General features: G+C 65.5%; 11 protein-coding genes and 4 pseudogenes. 8 read left to right on the plus strand and 7 right to left on the minus strand.

The window, feature by feature from the left end:
• Nucleotides 1–744 (plus strand): class I SAM-dependent methyltransferase, encoded by a 744-nt coding sequence (locus MMSP_RS07980; RefSeq protein ID WP_020786199.1) that lies wholly within the window; start codon nucleotides 1–3, stop codon nucleotides 742–744.
• A 78-nt stretch (nucleotides 745–822) separates the two neighbouring features.
• On the opposite strand, the gene MMSP_RS07985 is transcribed toward MMSP_RS07980, so the two are convergent.
• From MMSP_RS07985 to MMSP_RS08010, 6 genes and pseudogenes are all read right to left on the minus strand, one after another.
• Nucleotides 823–1,539: a C39 family peptidase gene (locus MMSP_RS07985; RefSeq protein WP_020786200.1), complete on the minus strand. Its 717-nt coding sequence runs from the start codon at nucleotides 1,537–1,539 to the stop codon at nucleotides 823–825.
• Between the two features lie 165 nt (nucleotides 1,540–1,704).
• Nucleotides 1,705–2,514: an IclR family transcriptional regulator gene (locus MMSP_RS07990; RefSeq protein ID WP_223161680.1), complete on the minus strand. Its 810-nt coding sequence runs from the start codon at nucleotides 2,512–2,514 to the stop codon at nucleotides 1,705–1,707.
• A gap of 32 nt (nucleotides 2,515–2,546) precedes the next feature.
• Nucleotides 2,547–3,694 (minus strand): annotated as a pseudogene (locus tag MMSP_RS07995) (aromatic ring-hydroxylating dioxygenase subunit alpha).
• A complete protein-coding gene (solA, locus tag MMSP_RS08000; protein ID WP_020786204.1) occupies nucleotides 3,691–4,833 on the minus strand; it encodes an N-methyl-L-tryptophan oxidase in 1,143 nt (380 codons plus the stop codon). Before solA ends, MMSP_RS07995 begins: the two are co-directional and overlap by 4 nt.
• Before the next feature lie 6 nt (nucleotides 4,834–4,839).
• A pseudogene (locus tag MMSP_RS08005) lies at nucleotides 4,840–7,284 on the minus strand (FAD-dependent oxidoreductase).
• Nucleotides 7,285–7,520: 236 nt separating this feature from the next.
• On the minus strand, nucleotides 7,521–8,324 hold the full coding sequence (locus tag MMSP_RS08010) for a ubiquinone biosynthesis protein COQ4 (protein WP_235065708.1): 804 nt from the start codon (nucleotides 8,322–8,324) through the stop codon (nucleotides 7,521–7,523).
• Nucleotides 8,325–8,352: 28 nt separating this feature from the next.
• On the opposite strand from MMSP_RS08010, the gene MMSP_RS08015 reads away from it, so the two are divergent.
• The 3 genes and pseudogenes from MMSP_RS08015 to MMSP_RS08030 all read left to right on the plus strand — a co-directional run bounded on the left by MMSP_RS08015 (nucleotide 8,353) and on the right by MMSP_RS08030 (nucleotide 11,514).
• A complete protein-coding gene (locus tag MMSP_RS08015) occupies nucleotides 8,353–9,009 on the plus strand; it encodes a TetR/AcrR family transcriptional regulator (RefSeq protein WP_231395651.1) in 657 nt (218 codons plus the stop codon).
• A gap of 77 nt (nucleotides 9,010–9,086) precedes the next feature.
• Nucleotides 9,087–9,869 (plus strand): annotated as a pseudogene (locus MMSP_RS08020) (hypothetical protein).
• Between the two features lie 44 nt (nucleotides 9,870–9,913).
• Nucleotides 9,914–11,514 (plus strand): annotated as a pseudogene (locus tag MMSP_RS08030) (esterase-like activity of phytase family protein).
• A 19-nt stretch (nucleotides 11,515–11,533) separates the two neighbouring features.
• On the opposite strand, the gene MMSP_RS08035 reads toward MMSP_RS08030, so the two are convergent.
• Nucleotides 11,534–12,046 carry a nitroreductase family deazaflavin-dependent oxidoreductase gene (locus MMSP_RS08035; RefSeq protein WP_020726365.1) on the minus strand — a complete coding sequence of 171 codons (513 nt, stop codon included), beginning with the start codon at nucleotides 12,044–12,046 and terminating at the stop codon, nucleotides 11,534–11,536.
• Nucleotides 12,047–12,199: 153 nt separating this feature from the next.
• Between MMSP_RS08035 and MMSP_RS08040 the strand changes: the two genes are divergently transcribed.
• The 4 genes from MMSP_RS08040 to MMSP_RS08055 all read left to right on the plus strand — a co-directional run bounded on the left by MMSP_RS08040 (nucleotide 12,200) and on the right by MMSP_RS08055 (nucleotide 17,516).
• Nucleotides 12,200–13,003, plus strand: coding sequence for a DUF427 domain-containing protein (locus tag MMSP_RS08040; RefSeq protein WP_200861970.1), 804 nt, complete (start codon nucleotides 12,200–12,202; stop codon nucleotides 13,001–13,003).
• Between the two features lie 394 nt (nucleotides 13,004–13,397).
• Nucleotides 13,398–14,597: a YncE family protein gene (locus MMSP_RS08045; protein WP_020786214.1), complete on the plus strand. Its 1,200-nt coding sequence runs from the start codon at nucleotides 13,398–13,400 to the stop codon at nucleotides 14,595–14,597.
• A gap of 121 nt (nucleotides 14,598–14,718) precedes the next feature.
• Nucleotides 14,719–16,350, plus strand: a complete 1,632-nt coding sequence (locus tag MMSP_RS08050) for a fatty acid--CoA ligase (RefSeq protein WP_015356932.1) — start codon at nucleotides 14,719–14,721, stop codon at nucleotides 16,348–16,350.
• Nucleotides 16,351–16,457: 107 nt separating this feature from the next.
• A complete protein-coding gene (locus tag MMSP_RS08055) occupies nucleotides 16,458–17,516 on the plus strand; it encodes a hypothetical protein (RefSeq protein ID WP_020786215.1) in 1,059 nt (352 codons plus the stop codon).
• The last annotated feature ends 69 nt before the right edge of the window (nucleotides 17,517–17,585 follow it).

Genomic DNA, 17,585 nt, shown 5'->3' on the forward strand with positions numbered 1-17,585 from the left:
GTGGCAATCGACTACAACCAGGGGCACATCGCCGAGCAGTATCAACAGGCGAAGACGCAGCCTTGGCGAGAACGCATCGAGACCTACTCCTTTCTCAAGCACATCGGTGACGTCAGCGGCAAGAAGGTGCTGGACGTCGCGTGCGGCGAAGGGCATTTCACCCGCTTGTTGCGCCGCGCCGGCGCCGGGCAGGTGGTCGGACTCGACATCTCCGAACGGATGATCGCCCTGGCCCGCGCGCAGGAAAAGCAGCAGCCGTTGGGCATCGACTACGTCGTGGCGGACGCCCGTTCGACCGTTGCGCAACAGGATTACGACGTGGTTGTGAGTGCGTGGCTGCTGGTGTACGCGCAAAACCGGGCGGAGCTCGCGCAGATGTGTCGCGGCCTGGCGTGCCGGGTCAAGCCGGGCGGCCGGTTCGTCACCGTGAACACCAATCCGGGGGTGTATTCGTTTCGGCCCGACTACCGTAAGTATGGATTCGAGCTGCAACTGGCCGATCACGTCTACGACGGCGCGCCGATCGACATCACGGTCAATCTCGCCGATTCCAGACTGCGAGTCCGGAACTACTACCTGCCGATCGAGGCCTATGCCCGCGCGTTCCGGCACGCCGGTTTCCACGACTTCGCCGTCCACATTCCCGATCTGGAGCCTGCGCCCGAAGCGGGTGAGGAGGGCGACTACTGGGACTACCTACTCGACAATCCTTTCCTGGTCATCATGGACTGCGTCAAAGACTGACGTGCGCCGCGACGGTGCCGTCAGAGCTGCTGGAGCTAAATCGATTTCGGTTTGGCGAGATCCTGTCACGACCACGTTCTAGTTGTCGTTGACCGTTACCACCATCTGGTAGTCGCTGGCCTGCCAGGCCTGCATGAAGGTGTCGATCGGCACCTGCTTGTCGGCGCCCGACGGATAGGCGGGGTCGTTGAGGTGCACGACGCCGGTGCGGGTGTCCACGCCGGTGATGACCAGGGAGTGGTCCGGGGCGCTGTGGTCGCCGTCCGGGTTGTCCCAGATGGTTTCGACGTTGACGGTGGCGATCACCTTGTGGCCATCGCCGAGGTAGCGCTCGATCGCCGAAAGTCCGGTGGGAACACCGGTTTGCTCTTCGGTGGAGGCATTGGTGATGGCACCCTTGATGCCGAACTGGGCCAGCAGGACCACCACATCGCTGGGGTCGGTGCCCCAGGTTTGGGTGGGGGTGGGGCGGATGTAGATCGACCCGGGATGCATCGAACTCGGCGTGCTTTCGGCCAGGCGAACGATCTGCTCCTCGGACGGCAGCTTTCCAGTTACTTCGCCGACCACGTCGGCGACCGACATCAGCACGCAGTTGTCGGGCAGGTGCTGCATCTGCCAGTACTGAGCGGCCGTGTCTGGGTGGCCGTACAGCGCGCCGGTGGATTCGGTCTGGGGAGCGGGGCTGGCCAGCGCGGGGGCGGCGAACGCCCCGGCCGCGGCGGCGCCGATGAAGGCCGCCGCGGTGGCGGTACGCGCTGCGGTGGCGACTCGGTTCATGAAGGTCTTCGACACGATGAGCTCCTTTCCTCGTGGGCTTCTCGTCGGCCGCCTCGGCGGCGCGGTGGGTTCCGTGAGAAAAAGATCCACCCGGGGCCTTCCGGGATTCATGAAGAAACCTTGGAAGCCGCGAAAGCCCTGGAAGCTACCTGTCACCGCCCGTGAGCGGCGGCCTCGGTGTCAGGAGATGCGGTCCGTCCAGCCCAGCCCTCGACTCACCGCGTCAGCCGCGGCGATGGTCTGTTGGGCGACCTCTTCGAAGTCGGCGGCCGGTAGCCGGTAGGCCGGTCCGGAGACGCTCAGCGCCGCGGCAACCCGTCCGGTGCTGTCGTAGACCGGCGCGGCGACCGCATTGAGGCCGATTTCGAGCTCCTCACGTGCGCTGGCCCAGCCGGCCGCGCGGGTGGCCGCGAGTTGGGCCTCCAACGCATCGATGGTGACGATGGTGTTCTCGGTGAAGCTGTCCAATGTCGCGCCGACCCGGTGGCGTACCTCATCTGCCTCCAGACCGGCCAGCAACACCTTGCCGGACGAGGTGGCGTGCACTGGGCAGCTCTGGCCCACCCAGGTTTGCAGTGCGATTTCGGCGCTGCTTACCGCCTCGACGATGTTGACGGCGCGGTTTTCGTCGAGGATTGCCAGGTTGGCCGTTTCACCCAAGTCCGCCGCCAGCTTGTCGCACGCGTCCTGGCTCAGCTTCACCAGGTCCGAGTGACCGCTGCGGGCGCGGGCCAGTCGCGACACCCCGATTCCGAGCTGGTACTTGCCGCGATCGGAGAGCTGTTCGACGTAGCCGCGTGCTTCCAGCGCGGTGATCAGCCGCGACGCGGTTGATTTGTGTACCCCGAGCTCATCGGCGACCTCGGTCACCCCCGCTTTGCCCATGTCCGCCAACAGTTCGAGCACCAGCAGGGCACGGTCGACCGATTGAACGGCGGGGGCAGGGTCTGACTCGGAGGCACCGCCGTCGTTGCCTGTCCCCATGATCATCGATGATATACCGCTGCTCACGGGCACCTCGGTTACCCCGACACCGCGGGGATGCCGATGCGTGCGACCACCCACTGATGGAATTCGGCGATGTGGTGCTCGGCGGGAACCCGCACACCGCCGGTGCGGTAGGCGCGTGACGACATCGCGGGCTGGGTCCGCTGGCAGGCGTCGAAGTCCTGCTCGTTGACGCGATGGAACAGTTCAACCGAGTGCGCAATGTCGCCGCCCGCGGCCACCTCGGGGGCTTAGAGCCAGTCACATTCGACGATGGTTCGGTCGGCGGCGATCGGGAACATCCGGTGGATGATCGCGTGATCGGGGACCAGGTTGATGAACACCGTCGGTTTGACGGTGATGGCGAAGTAGCGTCGGTCCTGCTCCGGCCTGATTCCGGGTAGGGCGGTGAAGCCTGCCCGGCCGTCCACGGTGAAACCTGCTACCGCCGAGCCGAATTCGGCGCCGCGTCCCACCGATCGCTGAGCCGCCTGGCCGCGTGCGAATTCCGGTATCACTCTGGTCAGCTCGGGGTGGATGGTGGCGCAGTGGTAGCACTCCATGAAGTTCTCGACGATCAACTTCCAGTTCGCCGCGACGTCGTAGCTGACACGCCGCCCGACCTGCAACGCCTCGATCCGGTAGGTGTCTATGGCGCTCACGTCGCCGAGTCGCGCCGTGACCGACCCGACGACGTCGTCTTCGAACGACGGCGGATCCTCGGCCAGGCAGACCCACGCATAGCCCAGCCACTCCCGCAATGCCACCGCGACCAGGCCATAGCGGTGCCGGTCGATGCTCGCTCCGTCGGTGTCGGTCAGTTCCGCGATATTGGGGGCGGCGATCAGGGTGCCGTCCAATCCGTAGGTCCAGGAGTGATAGGGGCAGCGCAGATTCCGGCGCACCTGTCCCTCGGGCTCGGTGCACAGCAGCGCACCTCGATGCCGGCAGATGTTGAGAAAGGCGCGCAGCCGTCGATCCCGCCCCGCACCAGCAGCACGCTTTCGCGTCCCACCTGTACGGCCTTGAATTGCCCGGGCTCGTTCAGGTCGGCCGCGCGCACGACGCAAAACCACATGCTTTCGAACACGTGCTGTTGCTCGGCGGCAAACACGGCGGCACTGGTGTAGTAGGCCCCGCCCAGGGTGGGCAGCAAGGCCGAGGGTTGCCGGACAGCGGTCATACGGTCACCAGCCTCTGTGGGTCGAACAGCGAAATCGGTTGGCTGGTAGCGCCCTCGGTCACCAGGTCGGCAAGAATCTCGCCGACAACCGGCACGAACTTGATGCCGTGCCCGGAGAATCCACAGGCCACGGTCACCGCAGGACAGTACGGATGTCGTGCGATGACGAAATGCTGATCGGGTGTGTTGGAGTACATGCAGGTCGCCGCTTGCAGGCAGGTGCCGGCGAGCGCCGGCAATAATTCGCCGACCCGGGTGATCATCTCGTGGATCTCCTGCGGCCCAACCACCCGGTCGATGGTGTCCGGGGTGCAGGCGATCCCTTTGCGGAAGAACGCGACCTTGACCCCGCCGCGTGGTCCGTCGATGGCGGGGAAGCCGTAAATCTTTGCGCCGGAATCATTCTCGGCGATGAAGATCGGGTGATCCCGGAACCCGGCCGTGCCGCCAACCGGGTCCAGCCAGTACATCACCTGGCGTTGCACCGTGATCGGAATGCCCAATTGGCTCAGCAGCTCCGGTGCCCAGGCGCCGGGGCAGACCACCAGCTGTTCGGCGGTGTAGGTGCCGCGGCCGGTGGTGACCCGCACGCCGCTGGTGGTCGTGGTCCAGTTCAGCACCGGCTCCTCGAATTGCAGTGTTGCCCCCGATCGCTTTGCCAGCTCCAGGTGTGCACGCACCGTCAGTTCAGGGCGAGCCAAACCCGCCTTGGCTTCGTAGAGCGCGATGTCTGTGGGCTGCGGGGTGAAATTCGGGAAGCGGGCCGCGATCTGCGGGGCGTCGAGCACCTCGTGCGGCAGATTCCACTCGCGGCTGGCCCGCAGGCTGCCGGCTACGGTCGCGCAGTCCGGCGGTCCGATGAACAGGCCGCCGGTGAGTCGGTAGATGTCGCTCTGGGCATCGATGGCCAGCCTCTCCCACAGCTCATAGGACCGCAGCAGCAGTGGCACGTAACCGGGATCCTCGAAGTAGGACTGGCGGATGATCCGGGAGCCGCCGTGGCTGGATCCCTTGTCGTGGGCCGGTTGATGACGCTCCAGGCCGAGCACTCGGCGGCCCCGGGCGGCCAGATGATAGGCGGCCGCGCTTCCCATGCCGCCCAGTCCGATCACAATCACGTCGTAACCCGTTGTCGCCATGACGAGTTACCTCCGTATCCGGGTGGACCCTGGATCGACCGCCGGTTGCTGGTGGACGCTCGCCGGGTAGCGCCGGCCGCGGTGGTCGACGGTGACGGTGTCACCAATCGACGATTCGGCCGGCAGCCAGGCGTAGGCGATGGTGCGGCCAATCGTGGGCGAATACCCGGCACTGGTCACGAATCCAATGCAGACATCGCCGGCAAACACCGGCTCCTTGCCCAGTGCCGCCGCGGCGGGATCGTCGAAGACAATGCACTGCAGTACCTTTCGCGCAGCGGCGTCCACCAGCGCGGCCTTGCCGATGAAGTCTTTGGACATCCGAACCGCGAAGCCCAGGCCGGCCTCATCCGGGCGGTGCTCGGCGGTCATGTCGGTGCCCCACGCGCGGTAGCCCTTCTCCATGCGCAGGCTGTTGAACGCGATGCGTCCGGCGGCAATGGCCTGGTGGCCGGCGCCAGCCGCCCACAACAGGTCCCACAGGGCGCCGCCGTAGCTGGCTTCGGTATAGATCTCCCAGCCCAGCTCGCCGACATAAGACACCCGCAGCATGGTGACCGGGATGGCCTCCAGATAGGTCTGTAGCAACCGGAAGTACGGGAACGCTTGGTGTGACAGATCGTCTCGGCACAACGGCTGCACGAGGTCCCGCGCGGCCGGCCCCCACACCCCGATGCAGCAGGTGCCTCCGGTGATATCGCGCAGCGTGACGCTGCCGTCTTGGGGCAGATGACGACTCAGCCAGTCGAAGTCCTGGGGCCCATTGGCGCCGACCTGAAAACGGGCCGTGCCGAGTCGGGCGACGGTGAGATCGCTGCGGACGCCGCCCGTCTCATCGGGCATCAAGGTGTAGGTGACCGATCCGACGCCCTTGTCGATGTCGTTGGTAGTCAGCCGCTGCAGCAGGTCGACCGCACCGGCACCGCTGACTTCGTAGCGGGTCAGCGGTGTCATGTCGTAGAGGGCGACGCGTTCACGCGTCCACTGCGCCTCGGCGATCGCGATGGGCGACCAGTAGCGTGCCGCCCAGTCGTCACGCTCGGGAAACGCCACATTGCGGCCGGCGAGCTCCCGAACCAGCTCGGCATTGGCTTGAAACCATGCGGGTCGCTCCCAGCCACCGCCCTCGTAGAAGTAGGCGCCCAGTTCGCGCTGGCGGTGGTGGAATGGGCTGGTGCGCAGGCCGCGCAGCGCGCTGCGGTACTGGTGGGGATGAACGATGTCGTAGACCTCGACGAAGGCCTGCGCGCAGGTCTCGTCGATGAATCGTGGGCTGCGCGCAAAGTCCTCGAACCGGTACAGGTCGCATTCGTGCACGTCGATCGACGGGGTGCCGTCGACGATCCACTCCGCGACCGCTTTGGCCACCCCGGCCGAATGGGTCACCCACACCGCCTCGGCAACCCAGAACCCGCCCAACTCCCGGTGCTCGCCGAGCAGCGAATACCCGTCGGGCGTGAACGAGAAGATGCCGTTGAAGCCCTCGTCAACCTTGGTGTCCCCGAGCGCAGGCAGCAGTCGCACGCAGTCACGCCAGGCCGGTTCGAAGTCCTCCTCGGTGAAAGGGAGCATCGAGGGCATCGGTTCACCGGCGGTGTCGGCCAGCAACGTGGACATGTCCACGGGCATCGGCTGGTGCCCGTAGGAGCCGATGCCAAGGCGGTCGACGTGTTCGCGAAAATAAAGGTCGGCGTCTTGGTGGCGCAGGATCGGCAGGCTCGCCGGGGCGTCTTCGGTGTTGCGCCCGACCAGCGGTGCGACCTGGCCGGTCTTGGCGTACTGGTGCGCCATCGGCACCAGCGGCAGCACCAGGCCCACCTGTTTGGCCAGCTGTGCGCCCCAGAATCCCGCCGCGCAGACCACGATGTCGGCCTCGATGACACCGCGACTCGTGTGGACTCCGGTGACCCGGCCGTTGTGATCGGCCACCTGCTGCACCTCGGTCTCGGCCAGGAAGACCGCGCCCCGCGCGATCGCCCGCCGAGCTTGCGCTTCGACCGCGCGTACGGGCCGAGGCCAGGCCGTCGCTCGGGGTGTGAAAGCCGCCCAGGATTCCCGCGCGGTCCAACAGCGGGTGCAGCTCGACGCACTGGTCCGGGCCGACCAGCCGCCCCGGCACTCCCCAGGCCTGCGCCCAACCCGCCTTGCGATGCAGGTCCGCCCAGCGCTCGGCGGTGGTGGCGACCTCGAGCCCGCCCACCCGGTTGAACACCGCCCCATCGCGATGGTGCAGTCCGGAGAATTTGTCCACGGTGTAGCGAGCGAATGCGCTCATGGTTTTCGACGGGTTGGTCGCAAACACCAGGCCGGGGGCATGCGACGTGGATCCGCCGGTGGTGAACAAGGGCCCGCGGTCGACCACCGTGACATCGATGCCCCCCGGGCGGTCAGCTCGTCGGCGAGCGAAGCCCCAACGATGCCGGCACCCACGATGACGAGCTTCGGTCCCATAGCGCCACCCACTTGCACTATGTTCCGTAATACGAAACAAGGTTTGTAATGCGCAACATGATGAGGTCTGGCGCGGCCGCTGTCAAGCGGACAGGAAGGGACCCGGAAACGGCGCGGGCGGGGCCGCGGCATTGGCTGGCCCCAGCCGTCTCCGGGTTGTCCAAAAAATGCTGGTGAGCAGGGGCTTGCACCCCGGTGCGGCTAGCGGAGGCTTACCGGTTGGGGTTGCGAATCGATCAATGGCGCGCGGCGCCGACCGCCGCGGTCTGATAGTCCCAGGGATCGAAGGGGGCGGAGGCGGTGCCGGTAGGTAGCTGCCATCTGGTGAAGAAGTGGCCGGCCGGATGTGCGCTCTCCGATGCCGCGATGCCCAGCGCCGCGCGGACCTCGGCCAGCGGTCGGTCCAGGAGCTCTTCGTACGGGGCCGCCATCAGGTTCTGCGCGGCCCGCCCGCGTGCTACCGCCTGGCGCCAGAACTCGCGTTTGCGCCGCCATGAGCCGCCGCGTACCACCGCGCACGCGATGAATCCGAAAATCGCTGTGGTTCGGCACTTTCCAAGCTGGCCGTGATGCAGGCCCAGGTTGCCGATCTCGCCGCCCAGGTCGGGTCCGTAGCCGCCCAGCACGTGGAACATGTCATGCAAGACGGTGCCCCGCTTGATCATGTAGCCGAAGTCGGGGTCCCAGCCATTGCGTTCGATGACCGGCTCGATGACGTCGCGGGCATCGAGTACCCCCGCATCGAGGCGGTGTTGACGCAGGAAATCGCGATAGGCGGCGCCGAGTGAGCCCGGCGGCAACGTAGCCAGGTAGTCGTCGTCACCGAGTCGCGCCATCAGGTCGGGCTTTGTCTCGAGCAGCCGGCGTCCCTGCGGGAGTCGGGCGAGTTTGTCGAACTCGCGCTGCAGGGTCGGGTAGCCGAAGGCGATCACGGCTTCGAATACCTGGTCGTGATTGAACCGAAGGCCGAACACGTGGCCCAGTGCGCGAACACCGGTCCGCATCTGCCCGTACCGTGCCGTTGTGGACGGGATAGCCATCTACCAAATAATAGACATACTGTAATCGATGTCAACTAAAATTCCAGCCGGAGAATCCGGCGTGCGGCGACGCGGCCGGCCCGCGGGGGGCGGCAATACCCCGGAGCAGGCGCGTCGTCTGCTGGTGCAAACGGCCGAGCGTTGCTTTGCCGAAAATGGTCTGGATATCACCATGGCGGAGGTTGCCAAGCGGGCGGGCGTCTCACGCGCTGTGCTCTATCGGCATTTCGGTGGGCGTGATGAGTTGGTGGTCGCGGTTGCGGTTCAGGTGATGGATCGCTATGTCGCACGAGTGGTTGATGACCTGATGCCCACGGACGACGTTGCCGCCCTGATCACCGAGTCATTGGTTTTTGTGACCACGGTGGTCAGTCGTGATCCCCTGCTCGAGTTGCTGTCCATGGGAGCCGAGCACGGCGTCGCCAGTTTGCTGGCCAACTCCCCGGTGTTGTGTGGGAAGGTGGCCGGCCTCTACGAGCAGGTGTTCGTCCTATTCCGGGACCGGTTGCGAGTGGGCTTGGAGCCCGGTGATGTCGGGCGATACGTCCTCGGGGTAGCGCTTTCGCTGCTGATGAACGTGATACCGGGGTCGGATGACCCTGCGACGGTCCGTCGCTATGTCCGGACCTTCGTGCTGCCGGCGATTGTCGCGTCCCCGCCCGACGCGGTGTCGGTGTTTGTCTGAGCCGCCGGTAACTTCCCCGTGTCGCGCGCGGCGGCGCACCGCGGTGGTGCGCTCGTGCGGCCATACACTGGGCCATCGTGGGTATGCTCTTCGGGTTTTCGCCGTGGCTGGTCTACTGGGTGTTGGTCGGCAATGTCCCTTTCGAGACGGCGGTCGCGGTCGCACTGTTGATTGCCCTGGCGGTGCTGGCGGTAGGGCGCTCCGCTCAAAGGCCCGGTCGCACCGTCGAAATAGGTTCTGTCGCAACAGTTTCCGTGCTGACCGTGCTGACATTCGCACTCAGCGAGGCGTTTCTGGCGCGATGGATCGTGGCGGTGAGTAACTTCGGCATCTTCCTGGTCGCTGTTCTCGGATTGCTGATGGGCAAACCGCTTGTGCGCGAATACGCGGCCGCCGAATTGCCCTCCGACGTGGTCAACACCGAGTTGTTCAAGCGAATGACGATGATCCTGACCTGGATCTGGGTTGCCGCGTTCGCCGGTATGACGCTCTCATCACTGGTTCCGCCGGTCGTGGAAAGTGACGCCACCATCCTTGACACCAAGACCCCGGTGTCGTTCATGTGCTAATGGGTCATTCCGGTGTCGCTGCTGGGTTTGGCGGCGCTGGCTTCTCAGTTGCTGCCCACCCGGATGCTTGCCGGCATCGACGACGTTGTCCGGGAGACCTCGTTCGTCGCTTACGACGAAGCGACCATCGACGAGCTGTACTACCTTGCCCAAGAACACGCCAACCGGGAAGTCGGTCCGGGTAAGGAGGCCTACAACGTGAAGGTCGGCGGGATGGGGACACCCCTGACCGGCGACGAGGCGCGCAAATCCTGGCCCTCAACCTATAAAGTGAGTGACAAGCGGCGCTAGCGCCGGCTTCCGTACACCCGCACTACAACTTTTCCTGCTAAATCATGCGTATGGCATTTATGGCGAGACGATGGGTAGCGACGGTTGGGTTGTCGATTGCGCTGACAGCCTGCTCGTCGAGCACCTCAGATCCCACCGCCGCGTACGCGGGCAACATGGACTTGAGTACCGCAACCGGCACAGCGTTGGCGATCTCACCGGGCCGGATGTTGGCGGCCACCCACGGCGTGACACCGGTGGCGTTCGGCAAACCCGCGCACGGCCGCATCGCCTACGGCGAAAACGGTGCCATGATCTACACCCCCGACCCGGGCTTCACCGGTACCGATGAACTCGCCGTCACGGTCAGCCACGCGGTCAAGCTCTTCGCCGAGGACCAACTGCCGCTGGCCACCGTCGGCAGCGTCGCGATCAAGGCCAGCGCACACGGATCGGGAATCGCCGCGGTGCCGGGCAGTGCTGATGAAATCTATGGCATCACCGACCGCGGTCCCAACGTCGACGGGCGTACCCCGAATGAAAAGGTGCTCCCGGTACCCGAATTCCATCCGCACATCGCCAAGCTCAAACTCGCCGATGGCGTGGCAACGGTGGAGCGAATCATCACGCTGCACGGTCCGGCCGGACGTCCGATGCTCGGACTGGTGTCCCCGCAGGCGAATACCGGGGAGGCCCTGGTAGACCTCAACGCAACGCCGCTGCCGCCTTCCGATTACGGCGTGGACCCCGAGGGTCTGGTCGCCATGTACGACGGCAGCTTCTGGGTATCCGACGAGTACGGTCCCTACCTCATCCACTTCGACGACAACGGCAAAGAGCTGGAACGCTTTTCACCGTTTGACGGGACACTGCCCCGGGAGCTGTCACTGCGCAGCCCCAACCGCGGCATCGAGGGTCTAACCATCACCCCGGACGGCTCCACGCTGGTGGGGATCATGCAGTCGGCCATCCAGACGCCCGAGCTGGCCGGCCCGGCCAAGTCGGTCCCGATCGTGCGCATCGTGACCGTCAACCTCATTGACCCCAGAAACGTCCACGAATACCTGTATCCGCTGGAAAATCCCCAGCAGACGAAGGTCGCTGTCTCCGATATCACCGCGCTGAGCGCCACCACGTTCCTGGTCGACGAGCGCGACAACGAGCCGGCGCCCAGGGAAACAAGAAGATCTACCTGGTGGATACCGCCGACGCCACCGACGTCGGACCCCGCTCGACGGTGCCCGGTGCGGTGTATCAGGCGGACGCCGGCGGCTTGCTCATCGACGGTGTTCCGATCGAAACCGCGGTGGGCGTCAGCACCGACGCCGACGCCGTCGCCAAGCTCAAGGCCGCCGGCATCACGGTGGCGTCCAAGACCCTCAAACTCGATCTCGGAGCCCTGGTGCGCACGCTGAGTCCCAACGGTGACTTCTTCGGGCACGACAAGATCGAAGGCCTGATCACCCCGGACGGCGGCAAGACGCTGATCATGGCAAATGACAGCGATTTCGGGCTGGCTGGGTTGGCCTCGGACACGCCGCCCATGCGGCTCGAGCCCAAGATGTTGCCCAACGGCTCCCAAGACAATGGCGAGATTCTCATCGTCGACACGACCCAGCTGCCGGCGAAAACCGAATCGGTGACGGTCTCCATCAGGGTCGGTTGAGCGCGGTGGACCGGAGCGCTCAGCCCGCCACCGGGCGAAGGCGAAAAACCCGGATCTCGCGGGGCGCGCAGCTGCTGCGATAACCCTCGTAGCCGGCGTAGAAGTCCGTGGCGCTGGCCCACGCCGCCGCGCGCGCATCGCCGGTGAGCAGTTCGGCCCGGTACGGCCCGGGCGGCCCTTTGAACTGCACCGTGCACTCGGGGTGTGCCAGCAAGTTGGCACTCCACGCGGGATGGTTGGGACGCCCGTAGTTGGACCCGATGGCCAACAGTCCGTCGGAGTCCTCGATCAACGCCAGGGGATGCACCCGGGGCTGGCCGGACTTGGCGCCCGTCGAGGTGAGCAGGCCTACTTTGTTCAAGCCCCCGAAGCTCAGCCGGCCGCCGGTCCGTGGGATCAGCGCCTTGTCGATGGGTGGGGCAACGCGGAGCATGACGACGTAGCCCACCCGGGTCATCAGGACGCGCTCCAGCAGCGCCTCATCGAGTCGCAACCGTCGTCCGCGCCGCGGGCTGTACCTGCGAAACGCCACGAGTAGCACAGTAATCGATCGGAGCGGAGCCCACATTGGGGTTTGTGGGGGTTCGCGGGGGTTATGGCGTCGTAGGTTGAATGGGTCGGATGCGTCGAGTCCTCCGCAGGCAAGGAGCGTTGCGATGATCAAGGACAACTCATGACAAGCGACATGGGAGACCGCGACTATCCCCAGATGGCGGCCGCCCGCGGACGGATCGAGCCAGCGCCGCGCCGGGTGCGCGGCTATCTGGGCCACGAACTGGTCTTCGACACCACACAGGCTCGCTACGTGTGGGAAGTGCCGTACTACCCCGCGTACTACGTGCCATTGGCCGACGTCCGAGCGGAGTTCCTCAGGGACGAGAACCATGCGCAGCGGGTCCAGTTGGGTGCCTCGCATCTGTACTCCGTCGTCGGCTCCGGGGCAGGGAACGCCGGAGCCCTGGGCTCCGGGGCGACGCAGACCCACCCGTCGGCCGCGCGGGTGTTCGACGCCGACGGTGCGAGTCCGGTAGCGGGCACCGTGCGGTTCGACTGGGACGTGCTGCGGTGGTTCGAGGAAGACGAACAGATCTATGGCCATCCGCGCAATCCCTACTCGCGCGTCGACGCGCTGCGCTCGCAACGACATGTCCGGGTCGAACTCGACGGTGTCGTGCTTGCCGATACCGGCGCTCCCGTGCTGCTGTTCGAGACCGGACTGCCCACCAGGTACTACATCGATCCAACCGACGTCGCCTTCGAGCATCTGGAACCGAGCGCGACCCAGACGTTGTGCCCCTACAAGGGGACGACCACCGGCTATTGGTCGGTGCGGGTGGGCGACAGCGTGCATCCGGACCTGGCGTGGACCTACCACTACCCGTTGCCCGCCGTCGCCGCAATCGCCGGGTTGGTGGCGTTTTACAACGAAAAACTTGACATTAGCGTCGACGGTGTCAACCTATCCCGGCCCCGTACGCACTTTGGCTAGGTTTGAGCATAGGCACGGTGTGAGATTTGCTTCTCCCGGTGTTGGAATATAAGAGATTCTTATTTGACGTCCGCGACCAGCGCATTTGGACTGTTGGCGACACGTGCCAAAAGGGCAGATCAAGCTATCCTTGGACGTTTGCTGCGAATTCCCTGTGTAAATGATTCAGAATTGCATTCTGAGCGCCGGCTGAGGCGGCCGAGTGGCATAGGTAACAGCAATAAAATTGAAATCTATTTACCCAGAATTAAGGAGCTAGACTCGGGCGAAAGCAGTCGATCAGCGCCTTTTTGGTGCTGAAATCCGGTTTGGATCGGGCGGCGAGGATCGCACAGGGTTGTCGCGATATGCGGCGCCCGCATGGAGTTTTCAAAACAGCAAAGGCGGTGCCAACGTGAGCGACGTGAACGGCCAGCAGACCGGCTGGAATGATCGCGATGGCGGGGATGTCCAGGTCTTCGAGTTGGGTACCGCACCCGATTTCCCGACCTCCGTCGAGATTGCGGTGGCCAACGGGCCCATCGGTGACATCGGCATCAGTCCCGACGGCAGTCGCCTGATGGTGACCAACTACGGCGACAACAGCGTGTCGGTGATCGACACCGACACCTGCCGGGTGGTGGAGACCATCACCGGCCTCGATGAGGCTTTCGCGGTCACCGCGGGCGGCCCAGCCGCCAACCGCGCCTACGTGAGCACCGTTTCGACGGCGTATGACGCCATTGCCGTCATCGATGTCGCTACCAATGCCGTCGTCTCCACCCACCCGCTGGCGCTCAGCGTCAGTGACCTGGCGGCCAGCTCGGATGGAAAGTACGTCTACGCCAGCCGTAACGGCGCTCGCGGTGCCGACATCGCTGTTCTTGACACCGCAACGGGCCGCGTCGATGTGGTCGACATCGCTCCCAAGCCTGGCCTCACCACCGAATGTGTCCGCGTCAGCGCCGACGGCAACCGCGGTTACGTCGGCGCCAACGGACCGTCCGGCGGTCAGCCCATCGTCGTGGCAACGCATGCGGAGTCCGAACTCAATCCGGTCCGGGGCGGACGCGCACGCTCGCGGGGCAGGAATGGCCAGGGCGTGGCCGGATCTGTCGTGCAGCAGTTCCCGCGCGATCTGCGCATCATCGACACGATTGAGATCGGCTCTTCGGTTCGTGATGTCGCGATCAGCCCCGACGGCACCACCGCCTACGTCGCCAGTTGCGGCGCCGACTTCGGCGCGGTGATCGACGTTGTCGACACCCGCACCCGCAAGATCACCGGCACCCGCAAGATCGAGGAGATCGGCGGTCTGATCACCCGGCTTTCCATCGGCGGCAACGGCGAGCGTGCCTACCTGGTGAGCGAGGACCGTGTCACCGTGCTCAGCGCGCGCTCGCAGGATGTCATCGGCACCGTCCGGGTCAACCAGCCGTCCGCCGCGATCGAAAGCCCGGGCGGCGACCGCCTGTACGTCGCTGACTATTCCGGAACGGTCACCATGACGTTGGTTGATCTGGGCGTGTCAGCCATCGACAACGCCCTGTGCCAGGGTCTGTCGGCCGATTGGGTCATGCCTGAGCTGCTGCAGTTCGAGGCGGCGCTGGCCTAGCGCCCCCTACTGGACGCGGTTCTGCGGGGGAGCCCGTTTCTTATGGTGGTGCTCGGCGATAGCATTCGCCGGAGGCCGACACGAGGCGGTGCTGCGCCGGGACCCGTAAGGCGGTACATCGATGTACAGCACGATGCAGGATTTTCCTCTGACGATCACCGCGATCATGCGCCACGGCTGTGGCGTTCACGGGTCGCGGCAGGTGATCACCGCGACCGGTGACGCCTACCGTCAGACCACCTATCGCGAAGTCGGACAGCGTGCCGCCCAACTGGCAAACGCGCTGCGCGGACTGGGCATTTCCGGTGACCAGCGGGTGGCCACGTTCATGTGGAACAACGCCGAACACCTGGTGACCTACCTGGCGGTGCCGTCGATGGGGGCGGTACTGCACACCCTCAATATCCGACTGTTCGCCGAGCAGATCGCCTACGTCGCCAACGAGGCCGAAGACCAGGTGGTCCTGGTCGACCTGTCCTTGACCAACCTGCTGGCTCCAGTGCTGCCCAACCTCGACACCGTGCACACGGTGATCGCGGTCGGGGAGGGGGACACCGCGGCGCTGGAAGAGTCGGGCAAGACCGTGCTGCGCTACGACGAGCTGCTCGACGGCCAATCGACCGAGTTCGATTGGCCGCACATCGACGAGAACTCCGCCGCCGCCATGTGTTACACCAGCGGTACCACCGGACACCCGAAAGGTGTTGTATACAGCCATCGTTCAAGCTTTTTGCACTCGATGGCGACCTGTACCGCAAACGGTATCGGCGTGGGATCCAGCGATCGGGTGCTGCCGATCGTGCCGATGTTTCATGCCAACGCCTGGGGGCTGCCCTACGCCGCACTGATGGCCGGCGCGGATCTGGTGCTACCCGACCGCCATCTCGACGCCAGGTCGCTGGTCCACATGGTGGAGAACCTGCGCCCCACCCGGGCCGGCGCGGTGCCGACCATCTGGAACGACGTCATGCACTACCTGGAGAAAAATCCCGGCCACGACGTGTCCTCGTTGGGGCTGGTGGCCTGCGGTGGCTCGGCGGTTCCGGAATCGCTGATGCGGACGTTCGAAGAAAAGTACGGCGTCCAAATCCGGCAGTTGTGGGGGATGACGGAAACGTCGCCGTTGGCCACCATGGCCTGGCCGCCGCCGGGAACCCCGCCGGACCGGCACTGGGCGATCCGGTCCACGCAGGGCCAGCCGGTGTGCGGCGTGGAAACCAGGATCGTCGACGACAACGGCGAGGCGCTGCCCAACGACGGCCAGGCCGTGGGTGAGGTAGAGGTCCGCGGCCCGTGGATCACCGGCGCCTACTACCTGGGCTATGACCAGTCCAAGTTCGATTCCGGCTGGCTGCGCACCGGCGATGTCGGGCGCATCGATGAGCTGGGCTTCATCACGTTGACCGACCGGGCCAAGGATGTCATCAAGTCCGGCGGGGAATGGATCTCCTCGGTGGAGTTGGAGAACTGTCTGATCGCTCATCCCGATGTGGTCGAGGCCGCGGTGGTGGGCGTCCCCGACGAGCGCTGGCAGGAGCGGCCGCTGGCCGTCGTGGTTCGCCGCGAGGGGGCCACGGTCAGCGCCGCGGAGTTGCGAAAGTTCCTTGCGGACCGGGTTGTTCGATGGTGGCTGCCCGAACGGTGGGCATTTGCCGATCAGGTTCCGCGCACCAGTGTGGGTAAGTACGACAAGAAGACCATCAGGGCCGGTTATGCGGAGGGCGTCTACCAGGTCACCGAGGTGCACAACTGAGCGCGAGCAGACACAGACTCGCATAGCCTCGGCGCCAATCGTGCGATTCTGTGTCTGCTCGCCAGAGGCAGCGAGCCAGCGCAACGAAGCGCGAGGAAGGTGGGGTCATGGGCCTGCGAGTCGTGCAGTGGGCAACCGGGTCGGTCGGTGTTGCCGCAATCAACGGTGTTCTCGAGCATCCCGAACTCGAACTCGTCGGCTGCTGGGTGTACTCGGAGGCCAAGAGCGGCGTCGACGTCGGTGAGATCATCGGGACGCCGCCGTTGGGCGTGATCACGACCAACAGCGTCGACGAGATTCTCGCACTCGACGCCGACGCGGTGATCTATGCGCCGCTGATGCCCAGCGTCGATGAGGTTGCGGCTCTGCTGCATTCGGGCAAGAACGTGGTCACGCCGCTGGGCTGGTTCTACCCGACCGAAAAGGAAGCTGCCCCACTCGAAGTCGCTGCGCAGTCCGGCAACGCCACGCTGCACGGTGCCGGCATCGGCCCGGGCGCGGCCACCGAACTGTTCCCGCTGTTGCTGTCGGTGATGTCCACCGGCGTGACTTTCGTTCGCTCCGAGGAGTTTTCCGACTTACGCACCTACGGTGCGCCGGACGTGCTGCGCTATGTGATGGGTTTCGGGGGCACCCCGGACAGTGCGCTGACCGGGCCGATGCAAAAGCTGCTCGACGGCGGCTTCATGCAGTCGGTCCGGCTCTGCGTGGACCGCCTCGGCTTTGCCGCCGACCCGCAGATCCGCACCTCGCAAGAGGTGGCGGTGGCAACCGCGCCGATCGAATCGCCGATCGGAGTGATCGAGCCGGGCCAGGTGGCGGGGCGCCGCTTCCACTGGGAGGCCGTGGTTGGCGACACGGCGGTCGTCGAGATCACCGTGAACTGGCTGATGGGTGAGGAAAACCTAGACCCTCCATGGTCTTTCGGCCCCGCCGGGGAGCGCTACGAGATCGAGGTGCGCGGACATCCCGACGCCTTTGTCACCATCAAGGGATGGCAGCCCGACAGTGTGGCCGCGGGTTTGCAGAGCAACCCGGGAATCGTCGCCACGGCGGCGCACTGCGTCAACGCCGTCCCGGCGACCTGCGCGGCACCGGCGGGCATCCAAAGCTTCTTCGACTTGCCGCTGATCACCGGCCGGGCCGCACCCGAGCTGTCTGGCTGATCTGTCGCCGCGGGGGGCGCTCGTCGGCCTCGGGCACGACGGGTGAGCCGACCCGTGTCGACACGCCCC

Source organism: Mycobacterium sp. 012931 (assembly GCF_000419295.1).
Taxonomy (GTDB): Bacteria; Actinomycetota; Actinomycetes; order Mycobacteriales; family Mycobacteriaceae; genus Mycobacterium; species Mycobacterium marinum.

Coding starts and splice junctions, on each gene's coding strand:
- MMSP_RS07990 (WP_223161680.1), bottom strand. CDS start 2,514: ATGATCATGGGGACAGGCAACGACGGCGGTGCCTCCGAGTCAGACCCT.
- solA (WP_020786204.1), bottom strand. CDS start 4,833: ATGGCGACAACGGGTTACGACGTGATTGTGATCGGACTGGGCGGCATG.
- MMSP_RS08010 (WP_235065708.1), bottom strand. CDS start 8,324: ATGGCTATCCCGTCCACAACGGCACGGTACGGGCAGATGCGGACCGGT.
- MMSP_RS08015 (WP_231395651.1), top strand. CDS start 8,353: ATGTCAACTAAAATTCCAGCCGGAGAATCCGGCGTGCGGCGACGCGGC.
- MMSP_RS08040 (WP_200861970.1), top strand. CDS start 12,200: ATGGGAGACCGCGACTATCCCCAGATGGCGGCCGCCCGCGGACGGATC.
- MMSP_RS08050 (WP_015356932.1), top strand. CDS start 14,719: ATGTACAGCACGATGCAGGATTTTCCTCTGACGATCACCGCGATCATG.
- MMSP_RS08055 (WP_020786215.1), top strand. CDS start 16,458: ATGGGCCTGCGAGTCGTGCAGTGGGCAACCGGGTCGGTCGGTGTTGCC.